The organism is Microbacterium neungamense, assembly GCF_024971095.1.
GTDB lineage: Bacteria > Actinomycetota > Actinomycetes > Actinomycetales > Microbacteriaceae > Microbacterium > Microbacterium neungamense.
Genome location: NZ_CP069717.1, coordinates 380823 through 395271, shown reverse-complemented (window position 1 = coordinate 395271; position 14449 = coordinate 380823). Strand labels below are relative to the sequence as shown.

General features: G+C 73.8%; 12 protein-coding genes. 3 read left to right on the top strand and 9 right to left on the bottom strand.

Annotation, left to right across the window (positions count from 1 at the left end; genetic code table 11):
• Positions 1-134 precede the first annotated feature (134 nt).
• The 7 genes from JSY13_RS01920 to JSY13_RS01890 form a co-directional block, all read right to left on the bottom strand.
• Positions 135-770, bottom strand: a complete 636-nt coding sequence (locus tag JSY13_RS01920; protein WP_259607327.1) for a response regulator — start codon at positions 768-770, stop codon at positions 135-137.
• 103 nt (positions 771-873) lie between these two features.
• Positions 874-2067, bottom strand: coding sequence for a histidine kinase (locus JSY13_RS01915; RefSeq protein WP_259607326.1), 1194 nt, complete (start codon positions 2065-2067; stop codon positions 874-876).
• A gap of 106 nt (positions 2068-2173) precedes the next feature.
• Positions 2174-2965 carry a class I SAM-dependent methyltransferase gene (locus JSY13_RS01910; protein ID WP_259607325.1) on the bottom strand — a complete coding sequence of 264 codons (792 nt, stop codon included), beginning with the start codon at positions 2963-2965 and terminating at the stop codon, positions 2174-2176.
• Between the two features lie 50 nt (positions 2966-3015).
• Positions 3016-4167: an AMP-binding protein gene (locus tag JSY13_RS01905; RefSeq protein ID WP_259607324.1), complete on the bottom strand. Its 1152-nt coding sequence runs from the start codon at positions 4165-4167 to the stop codon at positions 3016-3018.
• Positions 4168-4189: 22 nt separating this feature from the next.
• A complete protein-coding gene (locus JSY13_RS01900; protein ID WP_259607323.1) occupies positions 4190-5107 on the bottom strand; it encodes a 1,4-dihydroxy-2-naphthoyl-CoA synthase in 918 nt (305 codons plus the stop codon).
• 10 nt (positions 5108-5117) lie between these two features.
• A complete protein-coding gene (locus JSY13_RS01895) occupies positions 5118-6122 on the bottom strand; it encodes a permease prefix domain 1-containing protein (protein WP_259607322.1) in 1005 nt (334 codons plus the stop codon).
• 2 nt (positions 6123-6124) lie between these two features.
• Positions 6125-6529 (bottom strand): PadR family transcriptional regulator, encoded by a 405-nt coding sequence (locus JSY13_RS01890; protein WP_259607321.1) that lies wholly within the window; start codon positions 6527-6529, stop codon positions 6125-6127.
• 141 nt (positions 6530-6670) lie between these two features.
• Here JSY13_RS01890 and JSY13_RS01885 point away from each other — a divergent pair, with 141 nt between their 5' ends.
• Entirely contained in the window at positions 6671-7651 is a 981-nt protein-coding gene (locus tag JSY13_RS01885; protein ID WP_259607320.1) for an o-succinylbenzoate synthase, read from the top strand.
• A 2-nt stretch (positions 7652-7653) separates the two neighbouring features.
• Here JSY13_RS01885 and JSY13_RS01880 read toward each other — a convergent pair whose 3' ends face one another.
• A complete protein-coding gene (locus JSY13_RS01880; protein WP_259607319.1) occupies positions 7654-8295 on the bottom strand; it encodes a TetR/AcrR family transcriptional regulator in 642 nt (213 codons plus the stop codon).
• A 193-nt stretch (positions 8296-8488) separates the two neighbouring features.
• On the opposite strand from JSY13_RS01880, the gene JSY13_RS01875 reads away from it, so the two are divergent.
• Positions 8489-11401 (top strand): efflux RND transporter permease subunit, encoded by a 2913-nt coding sequence (locus JSY13_RS01875; protein WP_259607318.1) that lies wholly within the window; start codon positions 8489-8491, stop codon positions 11399-11401.
• Positions 11398-13371 (top strand): YhgE/Pip domain-containing protein, encoded by a 1974-nt coding sequence (locus JSY13_RS01870; RefSeq protein ID WP_259607317.1) that lies wholly within the window; start codon positions 11398-11400, stop codon positions 13369-13371. The genes JSY13_RS01875 and JSY13_RS01870 overlap by 4 nt, the downstream gene beginning before the upstream one ends.
• An 88-nt stretch (positions 13372-13459) precedes the next feature.
• Here the strand turns inward: JSY13_RS01870 and ccsB are convergent, their stop codons facing one another.
• Positions 13460-14449, bottom strand: a complete 990-nt coding sequence (ccsB, locus tag JSY13_RS01865; protein ID WP_259607316.1) for a c-type cytochrome biogenesis protein CcsB — start codon at positions 14447-14449, stop codon at positions 13460-13462.

Sequence of the window (14449 nt, the reverse complement as noted above, 5' to 3'; positions counted from 1 at the left end):
CCCGAACGGACACATTGTGTCCCGATCGGCGGGTGACCTTCGCAACCCACCCGAAGCGACACATTGTGTCCCGATCGGCGGGTGCCGGGCGTGACAACCAGCAGGAAGGGACACAATGTGTCGTGTCTGGGGGGTCAGGCCAGTCCGTGCTCGAAGGCGAAGACGACCAGCTGCACGCGGTCGCGCAGTGCCAGCTTGGTGAGGATGCGGGAGATGTGGGTCTTCACGGTCGCCTCGCTGAGGAACTCGCGCGCCGCGATCTCGGCGTTCGACAGGCCGCGCGCCGCGAGGGCGAAGATCTCGCGCTCCCGATCGGTGAGGTCGGCGTACTCCGGCGGAACCGGCGTCGTCTGCGCCGTGAAGTGCGCGAACAGCTCGCGGGTGGCGGATGCCGCGATCACGCTCGATCCGGCGTGCACCGTGCGGATCGCGGCGAGCAGGAACTCCGGGTCGGCGTCCTTGAGCAGGAAGCCGCTCGCACCCTGCTGGATCGCCCGCGCCGCCGACTCGTCGAGGTCGAAGGTCGTGAGCATCACGATCCGGGGCGCATCGGGGGCGGCGAGGATGCGGGAGGTCGCGGTGAGGCCGTCCATCACCGGCATCCGGATGTCCATGAGCACCACATCCGGCCGGGTCGCCGCGACCACGCCGAGCGCCTCCTGCCCGTCCCCGGCCTCGCCGACGACGTCCATGTCGGGTTGGGACGCCACGAGCATCCGGACGCCGGCACGGAACAGCGCCTGGTCGTCCACGAGCACGACCCTGATCATGCGTTCCTCCTGCTGCGGCGCGGCAGCGCCCTCGATGGTGTATCCCGGCGCGACAGTGCGCGCGGTGCGGCTCGACGGCGCCGCGGACGGTCGACGGCCGCGGTCATGGCCCGACCGGCGGCACGATGGGTAGCGTGGCGCGGACGATGAACCGCCCGGCATCCCTCCCCGCCGTCAGCGTACCGCCCACGAGCTGCGCGCGTTCCCGCATGCCGATCAGCCCGTGGCCGCCCGGCGCCGGCGCGGCGGATCCGGCCACCCCGTTCGCCACCTCCAGGTCCACCCGGTCCGGCCACCACGACAGTCGCACGTCGACGTCGCCGGTCCCGTGCCGGAGGGCGTTCGTCAGCGCCTCCTGCAGGATGCGGTACACCGCCAGCTGGATCGCCCCGGGCGGCTCGCCGGGAGGGGTCGGGGCGACCGTGACCCGCGGCTCGACGCCGGCTTGCCGCACCTGCGCGAACAGCGCCTCGAGGTCGGCCAGCGTCGGCTGCGGGCCGTCGCCCTGGCGGTGGCGGAGCTGGGTGAGCAGCATCCGCACGTCCGACAGCGCCCCGCGCGCCGTCTGTGCGATGGTGCCGAGCGCTTCGGACGCGACGGCGGGGTCGGATGCCGCGGCGTACCGCGCCCCGTCGGCCTGGGCGATCACGGCGGCGAGCGAGTGCGCCACGACGTCGTGCATGTCGCGGGCGATGCGCACCCGCTCCTGCTCCTCGGCGGCGACCGTCTCCGCGCGCAGCTGGGCCTCGCGGGTGGCGCGGCCGCGCAGCACGACGCGCCAGAGCACGCCGGCTCCCCAGGACAGCACCAGTGCGAGGACGGCGCTGGTGCCGATCAGCCCGCCGACGGTCACCAGGCGCAGCCCGGTCGTGGTGTCGACCACCGTCGGCCCGAACTGCAGCAGCGCGATGTAGAAGCCGGCGATCACGCCGCCGGCGACCGCCGACCCGGCACCGACCCACATCAGCGTGCGGCTGCCCCAGGCGGCCGTGGCGAAGAGCACGCCGAACACGGCGATGTCGAACACGGCGGCGGGGAAACCGCAGGCCATCTGCACGATCGCCGCACCCCAGGCGATGAGCAGCGCCAGGCTCGGCGAGGTCCGGCTGATCGCCGCGGCGCCCCACATCACAGCGCCGACGAGCACGAACAGGGCGATCGCGACGCTCTCCGGCGCGACCCATGCGCTGGGCGAGCCGACGGCGAAGGCGAACGACAGCGGCATCGTGATCGCGAAGCCGAGCACGCTGCCGACGATGTCGAGCACGAGCCAGACGCGGGGGACGGAGCGGATCACTCCCCCACGCTACGGGAGCGTCGCGCGGCCCGGCATCCGTCGCGAGATGTATCCCGGTCCGCGGATCCGCACCCGCGGCGGGCCCGAGCGGATCAGCCCCGGCGATTCAGACCCGGGCGAGGATCTCCCCGTGCGGCAGCAGGAACCAGCCGTCGTCGTGCCCCGCCCAGGCGCGCCAGCCGGCGCTGATCCGCCGCAGATCGGCGGTGCCGGCCAGTCCGGTGTCGACCAGCTGCCGCGCCAGCGCCGACTCCAGGATGCGGTCGGCCCACATCCCGCCCCACCACGCCCGCTCCTCCGGCGTGGCGTACAGCCAGGTGGAGGCGGATGCCGTGACGTCGGCGAGCCCGGCGGCGTGCGCCGGGGAGAGCAGCCGGCGCCCGGCATCCGGCTCCCCGCCGTTGGCGCGTGCCGCCGCCTGGTAGAGCCGCATCCACTCGTCGAGTTCGGGCAGCAGCGGGTACCAGAGGAAGCCGGCGTAGTCGGCGTCGCGCGCGGCGACGAGCCCGCCGGGGCGGACGACGCGGGCCATCTCCCGCAGCGCCTGCACCGGATCGCCGACGTGCTGCAGCACCTGGTGCGCGTGGGCGATGTCGAAGGCGTCATCGGGGAAGCCGAGCGCGTGCACGTCCGCCACGGCGAACGCGATGTTGGTCGTGCCGGTCCGGGCGGCGAGCGCCTGCGACAGCGACAGCGCCTGGGCGTCGATCTCGGTCGCGGTGACGTGCGCCACGCGGGAGGCGAAGTCGATCGTGATCGTGCCGGGACCGGCGCCGACGTCGAGCAGCCGCTGGTCGGGGGCGAGGTGCGGCGCGAGATAGGCCGCGGAGTTCGCGATCGTCCGATTGCTGTGCGAGCGGAGCACCGAGTCGTGGTGTCCGTGGGTGTAGACGGCCATGCGGCCAGTCTGTCAGGCGGCGTGGCCTGCGGATGCGGACGGGCAGCGGTTCAGTCCGTCCGGCGCAGCTCCGACACCAGCCGGCGGACGGCCTCCCGGTCGGGCTTGCCGGAGGGCAGGGCCGCCAGCTCGTCGACGAGGATGAGCCGGGCGGGCCGGGCGTGCCGGCCGATCTCGGCCGCCACGGCGTCGCGGGCGCGTTCGAGCTGCTCGGCCTCGCTGCGCCGGAGCTCCTCGCCGCGCGCGGCGACGATCACGGACGCCTCGCCCCACCGCGGATCCGGGATGCCGACGACGACCGCGCCGGCGAACCCGGGGATGCGCCGGACGATCCGCTCCACCCGGTCGAGGGAGACGTTGATGCCACCGGAGACGATGACGTTGTCGGCGCGGCCGTGTACACGGACGACGCCGTCCTCGACGAGTCCGAGGTCGCCGGTGCGGTACCACCGGGTGCCGTCCGCGTCGCGGAGGAAGACGCGCGCGGTCAGCTCCTCGTCGCCGAGGTATCCGTCCGCGAGCATCGGCCCGCTGATCCGCAGTTCGCCGTCGACCGCCCGCACGGTGACGCCGTCCAGCGGGAGGCCGTCGTACACGCATCCGCCGCTCGTCTCGCTCGACCCGTACGTGCGCACCAGGCGGATGCCGGCGTCCGCCGCCCGATCGCGCAACGGCTCCGGCAGCGCCTGCCCGCCGACGAGCACGGCCCGGTACGCCCGCAGGGCGTCGAGGACGCCGGTATCCTCATCCGCCGCGTCGAGCAGCGTCGCCAGCTGCGCCGGGACCAGGGAGGTGTAGAGCCCGTCGCCCCCGCCGGCCGCGGCCCGGGTGGCCTCGGCGAACGCCTCGGGGCGGAACCTGCCCTCCAGCATCACCGGGTCGGTGCCGGCGAGGAGGGAGCGGACGAGCACCTGGAGGCCGGCGACGTAGCCGGCCGGCAGCGCGAGCAGCCAGCGTCCCTGCCCGATCCGGGCGGCCGTGGCGCGCGCACTGGCCCGCAGCGCACCGGCGCTGAGGACGACGCGCTTGGGGATGCCGCTCGACCCGGACGTCGCGATCACCGCGGCGGTTCCGTCCGGCGCCTCCGCCCGCACGTCGTCGAGCATGCCCAGCCCGAGGGCAGGTCCGCCGTCGAGGGCGTGACGGATGCCGTCGAGCACCGCCCTCGGGTCGTCCCCGGAGAGCCCGATCAGCCGCGGCATCCGTTCCTCCCTCGGGTGCGGCTCAGAAGTGCCAGGGGAACGGCGACCAGTCCGGCGCGCGCTTCTCGAGGAAGGCGTCGCGCCCCTCGAGGGCTTCGTCGGTGCCGTACGCGAGGCGCGTGGCCTCCCCGGCGAACACCTGCTGGCCGACCAGTCCGTCGTCGACGGCGTTGAAGGCGAACTTCAGCATCCGGATCGCGGTGGGCGACTTCGTCAGCACCGTCCGCGCCATCCTCAGCGCCTCGCGTTCGAGGTCGGCGTGCGGGACGACCCGGTTGACGGCGCCCATCTCGTACGCCCGCTGAGCCGAGTACTCCTCGGCGAGGAAGAACACCTCGCGGGCGATCTTCTGCCCGGTCTGGCGCGCCATGTACGCGGATCCGTATCCGGCGTCGAAGCTGCCGACGTCGGCATCCGTCTGCTTGAACCGGCCGTGCTCGGCCGAGGCGATCGTCAGGTCGCACACCACGTGCAGGGAATGCCCGCCGCCGGCCGCCCAGCCCGGGACGACGGCGATGACCACCTTCGGCATGAACCGGATCAGCCGCTGCACCTCGAGGATGTGCAGCCGGCCCGCCCTGGCCTGCGCCTCGGCGGGAACGGCGGTCTCGTCGTCGGAGTACTTGTACCCGTCCCGGCCGCGGATGCGCTGGTCGCCGCCGGAGCAGAACGCCCACCCGCCGTCCTTCGGACTGGGGCCGTTGCCGGTGAGCAGCACGGCGCCGATCCGCGGATCCTGGCGGGCGATGTCGAGCGCCCGGTACAGCTCGTCGACCGTGTGCGGCCGGAACGCGTTCCGCACCTCCGGGCGGTCGAACGCGATCCGCGCGACGCCGCCGTCGCGCGAGACGTGCGCGGTGATGTCGGTGTAGTCCTCCGCACCGGGGGCGAGCACCCACTCGGCCGGGTCGAACAGGTCGGAGACGAAGGCGTCGGTCACGGCGTCCAGCCTAGTTCGGCACGGCCTCGCGGCGGGGAGCCGCCGGCGCCGGCGACCGGGCGGACAGCGCCTTCCGCCACCCGTCCACGATGTCCCACAGCGCACCGCCGACGATCACGACGCCGACGATGACGGCGACCGTCGCGACGATCCCGCCGGCGGACGCTCCGGCATCCTCCGCACCGCTCTCGACGAGGTACCGGACGAACTCCGGGTTCACGATCCGGCCCTGCAGCAGCAGCACCATCACGGGGACAGCGAAGGCGACCGCCAGGACCGTGTTGACCACGGCCAGCGGAACCGTCCAGCGACCGGCGAGATACACGCGGACCGCGAGTGCGGCCTCCGCCACGAGCAACACGAGCAGAGCCGTCACGCCCCACGGCCACAGCGCCGGGTCGAGGATCGGCATCGCCTCGCCGTCGACGCGCACGAAGCCGCGGACCGCGTCCCACAGCACCGCGCCGGCGGCGATGGCGAGGAACACCAGCGAGCCGATCAGGTCCGTCCGGCCGCTCGCGTTCTGCGGCGGCTCCGGCAGCCGGTCGATGTCCCACGTGACGCCCGTCTCCGCGCCGCGGCGTTCCAGGAGGACGAACACCAGCGTCGTCCAGAAGGCGATGTGCACGATGACGCCGATGCCGGTCGTCACCGAGGCGGCGATGGCCTCCCCCGCGGTGGCGTCGGTGAGCAGCCGCGCCAGCAGCACGGCGCCCATCGCCAGCGGGGTGACGATCCACAGCAGCAGCCTCAGCAGACGCCACCACACCAGGTAGTACCGGGGTCCGATGAGGTGCAGCGGCCGGTCGGCGTAGCCGGCGGCGAGGACGGCCGGGTCGCCGAGTCCGCTCAGCACCGCGCGCTCGGCGTCGGCGGGGCTCTCCCCCTGCTCCACACGCGCCTCCACGGCGTCGGCGATGGACGCCTCGAGCTCGGCGCGCACGTCGTCCTGGGCGGACGGCGGCAGGCTGCGGATGGTGGCGGCGATGTACCGCTCGGTGAGGGTCGTGGGCATGATCACTTCTCCTTCTCGGCGCGGGTCTTCTCGGCGCCGATCGCGTCGGCACCGGTGTTGTCGGCACCCCGGCGGCGGGTCGTCTCGGCGAGCGCGGCGGATGCCGATGCGATGGCCGCAAGCTCCCGGGTCAGGGTCTCGGCGAGGCGGATTCCGGACGCCGAGGTGCGGTAGAACTTGCGGGGTCTCGCCTCGTCCGTGTTCCAGGCGCTGTCGAGGTACCCCTGCTTCTCGAGCCGGCGCAGCAGCGGGTAGAGCGTGTTCGCGTCGGTGGGGAAACCCGCCGCGCTGAGCTGCTCCAGCAGCCCGTAGCCGTACCCCGGCTCGCGCAGCAGCTGGAGGCTGGCCAGCACGATCGTGCCCCGCCGCAGCTCCTGCAGGTGTCCGTCGAAATCCGCCTCTTCCATGTTCGTCACTATAGTGTGCGTCACACACTATTGTCAACGACGCATGCGACCGGGGTATCGGCGGGCCCGGTCGGGCGACGCGCAGGACTCCAGACGCGGCTGGCTCCCGGGGGAGCGCACACGGCGGGGCATGATGGACGCATGACGCCCCCGCTCGCCGACCTCCTCGCCACGGCGCACGTCGTCGCGCTCCCGCTGCACACCCGGTTCCGCGGCGTCGACGTCCGCGAGGCGCTGCTGTTCGAGGGCCCGCAGGGCTGGGCGGAGTTCTCGCCGTTCCCCGAGTACGAGGACGCCGAGGCGGCGACCTGGCTGGCGGCGGCGATCGACTTCGCCTGGAACCCGCAGCCGGCGCCGCTGCGCGACCGCATCCCGGTGAACGCCACGGTCCCGGCCGTCGACGCGTCGCGCGTACCCGAGGTGCTCGCCCGCTTCGAGGGATGCCGCACCGCCAAGGTCAAGGTCGCCGAGCGCGGCCAGACGCTCGCCGACGACATCACCCGGGTGCGCGCCGTGCGCGCCGCGATGGGCCCGGAGGGCCGCATCCGCCTCGACGCGAACGGCGCGTGGAACGTCGACGAGGCCGAGCACGCCACGCACGCCCTCGCCGAGTTCGACCTGGAATACCTGGAGCAGCCGTGCGCGACGGTGCCCGAACTCGCCGAGCTGCGCGCCCGCATCCGCTACATGGGCATCCCGGTCGCCGCCGACGAGAGCGTGCGCAAGGCGACCGACCCGCTCGCGGTGGCGGATGCGGATGCCGCCGACCTGCTCGTCGTCAAGGCGCAGCCGCTGGGCGGCGCCCGCCGGGCCCTGGAGATCGTCTCCGCCGCGGGTCTGCCGGCGGTCGTCTCCAGCGCGCTGGACACCGCGGTCGGCCTGGCGCAGGGTGCGGCCCTGGCCGCCGCACTGCCCGAGCTCGAGTACGACTGTGGGCTCGGCACGGCCTCCCTCTTCGCGGACGATGTCGCCGATGCGCACGCGGTCGCCGGCGCGATCCCCGTGCAGCGGGTGGTCCCGGATGCCGCGGCGCTCGACCGCCTGGCCGCGACGGACGACCGCCGGGACTGGTGGCTGGGCCGCCTGCGCCGCTGCCACGCCGCGCTCACCGCGGCCGGCTGAGACTACGGGCGGGACGTCGCCGGGCCCTCGGCGACCATGAGCTCGACCATCCGGCCGAGCTCCTCGCTGCCGGAGCGCCGCAGCGCGTCGGCATCCATCCCCGCCATCGCGCCGCGCACGGTCATCCCCTCCCACACGATCATGAGCGTGCGCGCGGCGGTCTCCGGGTCCAGGCGCAGGGAGAGCTGCCCCGAGGCGACGATGTCGGAGATGATCTCGGCGATGCTCGCCACCATCTCACGCTCCTGGGCGAGATACGCGGCCCCGAACGCGGGGTCGCGGAGCGCCCGGATGCGGATCTCGCTCATCAGCAGGACGCCCAGTCGGTCGTCCCCCGCCGAGTCCATCACCTGCTGCACGAGGTCGACCGGATCGCAGTCCTCGAGGGCGCCGTCGCCGACCATCTGATGCACCCGCTCGCGCACCGCGGCCACGCGTGCCGAGCCGACCCGCGCGGCCAGCATGAGGAACAGCTCGTCCTTGGAGTCGAAGTTGGAGTAGAACGCGCCGCGCGTGAAGCCGGCCCGCTCGCACACCGCCTCGACGGTCGCCCCCTCCAGGCCGAGCTCGGCGAACACCTGCGCGGCGGCGTCCAGCAGCCGCGTGCGCGTGTTCTCCCGGCGCCGGGTCGCGGGTGTCGTCATCGAAGCCTCCTCCTCCACTCTTCCAGATCGGATGCCGGGCCGCTCCTCCCGACCCGATCGGGTGCCCGCCGTACTGTCCGTGCGGATGCGGTGACCGCCGGTTCCCACCAAGCACACAGCATCCGTGCGGTGCCGTCCGATTACGATACATCTACGTATCCGATACATCTGTGTATCCAAATGGGGAGGCCGCGTGTCCACTCTGCTCTCGTCGCTCGGGCGCTGGTCCTTCCGGCATCCGTGGCGCGTGCTCGTCTCCTGGCTGCTCGTGCTCGGGATCGCCGGCAGCGGGGCCGTGCTGCTCGGCACCGGCACGGACAACACCTTCTCGATCCCCGGCACCGAGTCCGAAGCCGGGCTCGAGCAGCTGTCGCGCACCTTCCCGCAGGTGAGCGGGACCAGCGCGCAGTTCATCGTCGTGGCCGCCTCCGGCGCGGAGGTCTCCGACGCCGCCTACCGCGACGAGATCGAGGACGCCGTGGACGCGCTCGGCCGACTCGACGGCGTGCTCGCGGTGACCTCCCCGTTCGACGAGAGCGTGGACGGGATGGTGAACGATGACGCCACCGCCGCCATCGTCCAGATGCAGTTCGACGGGCAGGCCAGCGACGTGCCGGACGCGGTGAAGGAGCAGCTGCAGGACACCGTGGACGACCTCGCCGCGGCGCTCCCCGAGGGCGCGCAGACCGCGCTGGGCGGCGACCTGTTCGCGATGTCGATCCCGACGGTGACCCCCACCGAGGCGGTGGGCCTCGCGATCGCGCTGCTCGTGCTGATCGTCACCTTCCGCTCCTTCGTCGTGGCGGGGCTGCCGCTGCTCACGGCGGTGCTCGGCGTCGGGATCTCGATGGCCGGGATCTTCGCCGCCACGGCCGTCGCCACCGTGTCATCCACCACGCCGCTGCTCGCCCTCATGCTCGGCCTCGCGGTGGGTATCGACTACGCGCTCTTCATCGTCGCCCGCCACCAGGATCAGGTGCGCGACGGCGTCGACCCCGAGGAGTCCGCCGCCCGTGCGGTCGGCACCGCCGGGTCGGCGGTCGTGTTCGCCGGGGTCACCGTGCTGATCGCGCTGATCGGGCTCGGCTTCGCCGGCATCCCGTTCCTGACCACGATGGGCATCGCCGCCTCCGTGGCCGTGGCGATCGCGGTGGCGGTCGCCGTGACGCTCACCCCCGCGCTGCTCGGGTTCGTGAAGGGCCGGGTCGCGGGTCGCGTCCGCCTCCCCTCCCGCGCCGAGACCCCGAGCCCTCACCGAGACCCCGTCTCAGCGACGCCCGCACCACGGGGTGTCGGCGACAGCACGGGGTCTCGACGCACCGCGCCGGCTCGGCGACCGGGGTTCGCGCGGCGCTGGGTCGACGGCGTCACGCGGCGCCCGGTGCTGGCGACCGTCGCCGTCGTGCTCGGCCTCGGCGTCACCGCGATCCCGGCGCTCAGCCTCGACCTCGCTCTGCCGAACGCCGGCGTGCTGCCGAAGGGCAGCGAGGCGCGGCAGGGTTACGACCTCACCGCCGAGCACTTCGGTCCCGGCTTCAACGGACCGCTCATCCTCACCGGCACCATCGTCACCTCGACCGACCCGCTCGCCCTGATGCAGGACCTCGGCGAGGAGGTGGAGGCGCTCCCGGGCGTCCGGGAGGTCGCCCTGGCCACGCCGAACGAGGCCGCCGACACCGGGATCGTGCAGATCATCCCGGAGACCGCGCCGGACGACCCCGCCACCGCGGACCTGGTCCGCGAGCTGCGCGCCCACCACGACGAGTGGCAGGAGGAGTACGGCATCGACCTCCGCGTGACCGGCTTCACCGCGGTCGCGATCGACATCTCCGACCGTCTCGGCGCCGCGCTGCTGCCGTTCGGGATCTTCGTGATCGGCCTGTCGCTGATCCTGCTCACGATCGTGTTCCGCTCGGTCTGGGTGCCGGTGACCGCTGCGGTCGGCTACCTGCTGTCGATCGTCGCCGCCTTCGGCGTGGTCGCCGCGGTCTTCGAGTGGGGATGGTTCGCGGACGCCCTGCACGTCGCCCGCACCGGCCCGGTGATCAGCTTCATGCCGATCGTGCTGATGGGGGTGCTGTTCGGCCTGGCGATGGACTACCAGGTCTTCCTCGTCTCGCGGATGCGGGAGGACTACGTCCACGACCCGGCATCCGGCCGGGAGGCCGCGGTCCGCGCGGTGCGCACCGGTTTCGCCGGCACCGCGCGCGTGGTGACGGCCGCCGCGCTGATCATGTTCGCGGTGTTCGTCGCGTTCGTGCCGGAGGGCGACTCCTCGCTCAAGCCGATCGCGCTGGGGCTGGCGGCGGGCATCGCGATCGACGCGTTCCTGGTGCGGATGACGCTGATCCCGGCCGTGATGGCGATCCTCGGCGAGCGCGCGTGGCGGATCCCCCGCGGGCTGGAGCGGAAGCTGCCGCACGTCGATATCGAGGGTGAAGCGGTCGAGCGGGAGCGGGCACTGGCCGAGTGGCCTGGTGACGGAAGCGTCGTCGCGGCCGACGGGCTGGCACTGACGGATGCCGGCATCCACGACCTCCGGCTGCGGGTGGCGCCCGGTGCGGCGGTGATCGCCACCGGGGCGGCGTCGGGCGCGCTCCGCGCCCTGGCCCTCGCGATCGCCGGCCGTCTGACCCCGGATGCCGGGCGCCTGCGCGTCGCCGGGCACCTGCTGCCCGGTCGTGCCGCGTGGGTGCGAGGACACGTCGGGGTGGTGCGGGCGGAAGCCGTGTCCGCGGACGGCCTGGACGCGGAGCTCGCCGAGGCTCTGCGCGGCGCTCCGCAGCTCGTCGTGATCGACGGCGTCGACCGGCTGTCCGGACCGGGACGCGAGGCGGTCCTCGCGCGGCTCCGCAACGACAGGGAGCGGCGCGGCGACGCCCCCGTCGCGGTGTTCGCGACGGCCGCGGACGCGGGCGCCGCGGAGGCGGTGCTCACGGATGCCGGGTACGCGGCATCCGTCCTCGACCTCGCCGACGCCCCGCCCTCCCGTCCATACCCCGCTGAATCGACGCCCGCAGCCCGGGGTGTCGACGCCGACCCGGGATCTCAGCCCGACGACTCCCCCGCCACCCTCCCCGCCGAACCCGCCGAGGTGAACGCATGACCCTCCCCATCGAACCCCGCCGATCGCGCCGCCTGCTGTCGATCCTGGGCGTACTGCTCCTGCCCGCGGTGATCGGCGGCATCCTGGTCGCGGCGCTGCAGAACCCGACCCAGCGGCTGGACGCGATGACCGCGGCCGTCGTCAACCTGGACGAGCCGGTCACGATCGACGGACAGTACACTCCGCTCGGCCGGCAGCTCGCCGCCGGGCTGGTCGAGGGCGCCGACGAGCTCGACTCCAACCTCACCTGGGTGATCTCGAACGAGGACGACGCCCGCGAGGGGCTCGCCGACGGCACCTACCAGGCGATCGTGACGATCCCGGCGGACTTCTCCGCCGCCGCGACCTCGGCCGGCACGGCGCTCACCGGCGGCGACGCCGACGACGCCGAGCGCGCGGAGATCACGGTGACCACGCCGCCGGACGGACGCGTGGCGGACGACCTCATCACGCAGCAGATCGCGTCGGCGGCGGCATCCGCTCTGGGCACCGCCGTGTCGGAGGCGACCGTCGACAACGTGCTCGTCGGCTTCGCGACGATCGGCGATCAGATCGGCGCGGCGGCGGACGGCGCCGCCCGGCTCGCGGACGGCGCGGATGAGGCCGCGGCCGGGGCGGGTGAGATCCCCGACGGCGCGGCGCAGCTCGCCGAGGGCGCCGCTTCGCTCCGCGACGGCGGCGGACAGCTCGCCGGCGGGCTGGACACGATCGCGGGCAAGGCGCGCGAGGCCTCCGGCGGAGCCGGCGCGCTCGGCGACGGACTGAGCGGCGGGGCCGCCACCCTGGAGCAGGACGGGCTGGTGCCCGAGGAGCTGTTCGCCGCCGCCCGCGGAGCGGCGGACGCCACGAGCGGCGTGGCGTCCGGCGTGGGAGAGCTGGCCACCGGCGTCGACGGGCTGGTGGCGCTCTGCCAGACCCGCACGCCCGGTGTCGACCCCACTGGCGACCAGGTCTGCGCAGGCCTCGGGGGGCTGCAGCAGGGACTGCCCGACCTTCGCGCCGGCGCAGATCTGGCGGCACAGGCCGCCGCAGGCACGTCGGACGGCCTGACCCGGTTCGACCAGGCCGCGCCGGGTCGGATCGCCGGGCAGATGCGGACGGCCGCGGACGCCGCGCATCAGCTCGGCGCCGGGCTCGGACAGCTGGCCGACGGCGTGGACCAGTCCGCCACCGGTGCGCGCGAGCTGTCCGGCGGGGCGGGCCGTCTCGCGGACGGCGCCGCCGAGCTCGGCGACGGGGCATCCGCTCTCGCCGACGGCCTCGACGGCCTCGCGACGGGCGCGGACGAGCTCGCCTCCGGCCTCGACACGGCGGCCACCTCGCTGCCGTCGTTCAGCGACGAGGAGTCCACCTCGCTCGCGTCGGTCATCGCGGATCCCGTGGCGGCGGATGCCGGGCCGGCGACCCTCTTCGGGCCCACCGCCATCCCGCTGCTGGCCGCCGTCGTGCTCTGGTTCGGCGCGCTGGCCACGTTCCTCACGCGCCGCGCGATGCCGGGGTCGGTGCTCACATCCCGGAGGTCGGCGGCCGGTCTCGCGGTCCGGGCGTTCTGGCCGGGCGCGGTGCTCGGTGCCGGGCAGGGGCTTCTCGTCGCGCTGGTGGTGCAGCTCGTCGCCGGCTACGACGCGGCCGCATGGTGGGGCTTCGCCGGCGTCGCCGCCCTGGCCGGGATCGCCTTCGCCGCGGTGAACCAGACGCTCGTCGCGGCACTGGGCGGCGCCGGTCGCTGGGTGAGCGCCCTGGTCGGCGTGTTGGCGCTCGCGACGGGTGTCATCTCCACGGTGCCGGGCTGGCTGGCCGGTCTCGGCGCGGCGATGCCGACCGCCCCGGCGCTCAGCGGACTGATCGCGCCGAGCGGCGCCGCCGTCGCCGGGCTGGTGGTCTGGACGGTGCTGTCGCTGGGGGTCACGACGGTCGCGGTGGCGCGGCGGCGGACCACGTCGGTCCGGGCGGTGCTCGCCGCGGCGTGACCGCCGGGCGGCATCCGTCGCGCGCGCCGGAGGAATCTCCTGTTCCCCGGAGACAGCCGTGGCGGTCGTGCGCGCCGCGCGGTGGGGGTCAGCTCAGGCCGGAGTACGCGTGCAGGCCCTTGAAGAAGACGTTGACGATCGTGAAGTTGAACAGCACGGCCGCGAATCCGGTGATCGACAGCCAGGCCGACGGGGTGCCGCGCCAGCCGCGCGTGGCGCGCGCGTGGATGTAGCCGGCGTAGAGCACCCAGATGATGAACGTCCAGGTCTCCTTGACGTCGAAGCCCCAGTACCGGCCCCACGCGTCCTGCGCCCAGATCGCGCCGGCGATGAGGGTGAAGGTCCAGAAGATGAACCCGACCACGGTGAACCGGTAGGCGAGGTTCTCCAGCCGGGCGGCATCCGGGATCGTCCGCAGGAATCCGGGCCCGGTCTTCGCGGCGCCCTCGGCGATCAGCCGCTCGCGCCGGGTCTGCATGAGCTGCATCACCGACAGCGCGAACGCCAGGGCGAGCAGCGCCGTCGACAGCGAGGCGACGAAGACGTGGATGATCAGCCACACCGACTTCAGCGGGTCCATCAGCGGCACGATCGGCACGTAGAAGTTGGTGGACGACAGGCCCAGCAGCACGACGATGAGCCCGACGATGAAGGTGCCGAGGTAGCGCAGGTCGAGGCGGGTCAGCACGGCGAGGAACACCGCGACGACCAGCAGCGTGCCGATCATCGCGAACTCGTACAGGTTCGCCCACGGCACCCGGCCGGCCGCGATCCCGCGGGTCACGGTCGCTCCCAGGTGGAACAGGAACCCGAGCACGGTGAGCGAGGTGCCGATGCGCGCCATCACGAGGCGCGGCCTGGGCTGGTCTCCGGATGCCGGGGCGTCGCCACCGGCCTCCGCGCCACCGCTCGCGGCCGTCGCACCCGCGGCGACCCCGGCGCCCACGAGCGCGTCCGCGCGCGCGGTCTGCGCGGCGGAGCGAGAGGCCAGGTCGAAGGCGAAGGCGACGAACGCGGCGGCGTAGATCGCGATCGCCGTCCACAGCAGCAGGACGGAGAGAGAGTCGAGTTCGGGCAT

What these genes read in the sequence shown, in the direction of transcription:
- JSY13_RS01885 (WP_259607320.1), top strand. Translation starts at nt 6,671, where the DNA reads ATGACGCCCCCGCTCGCCGACCTCCTCGCCACGGCGCACGTCGTCGCG.
- JSY13_RS01910 (WP_259607325.1), bottom strand. Translation starts at nt 2,965, where the DNA reads ATGGCCGTCTACACCCACGGACACCACGACTCGGTGCTCCGCTCGCAC.
- JSY13_RS01890 (WP_259607321.1), bottom strand. Translation starts at nt 6,529, where the DNA reads ATGGAAGAGGCGGATTTCGACGGACACCTGCAGGAGCTGCGGCGGGGC.
- JSY13_RS01880 (WP_259607319.1), bottom strand. Translation starts at nt 8,295, where the DNA reads ATGACGACACCCGCGACCCGGCGCCGGGAGAACACGCGCACGCGGCTG.
- JSY13_RS01920 (WP_259607327.1), bottom strand. Translation starts at nt 770, where the DNA reads ATGATCAGGGTCGTGCTCGTGGACGACCAGGCGCTGTTCCGTGCCGGC.
- ccsB (WP_259607316.1), bottom strand. Translation starts at nt 14,449, where the DNA reads ATGCCCGAACTCGACTCTCTCTCCGTCCTGCTGCTGTGGACGGCGATC.
- JSY13_RS01870 (WP_259607317.1), top strand. Translation starts at nt 11,398, where the DNA reads ATGACCCTCCCCATCGAACCCCGCCGATCGCGCCGCCTGCTGTCGATC.
- JSY13_RS01895 (WP_259607322.1), bottom strand. Translation starts at nt 6,122, where the DNA reads ATGCCCACGACCCTCACCGAGCGGTACATCGCCGCCACCATCCGCAGC.
- JSY13_RS01905 (WP_259607324.1), bottom strand. Translation starts at nt 4,167, where the DNA reads ATGCCGCGGCTGATCGGGCTCTCCGGGGACGACCCGAGGGCGGTGCTC.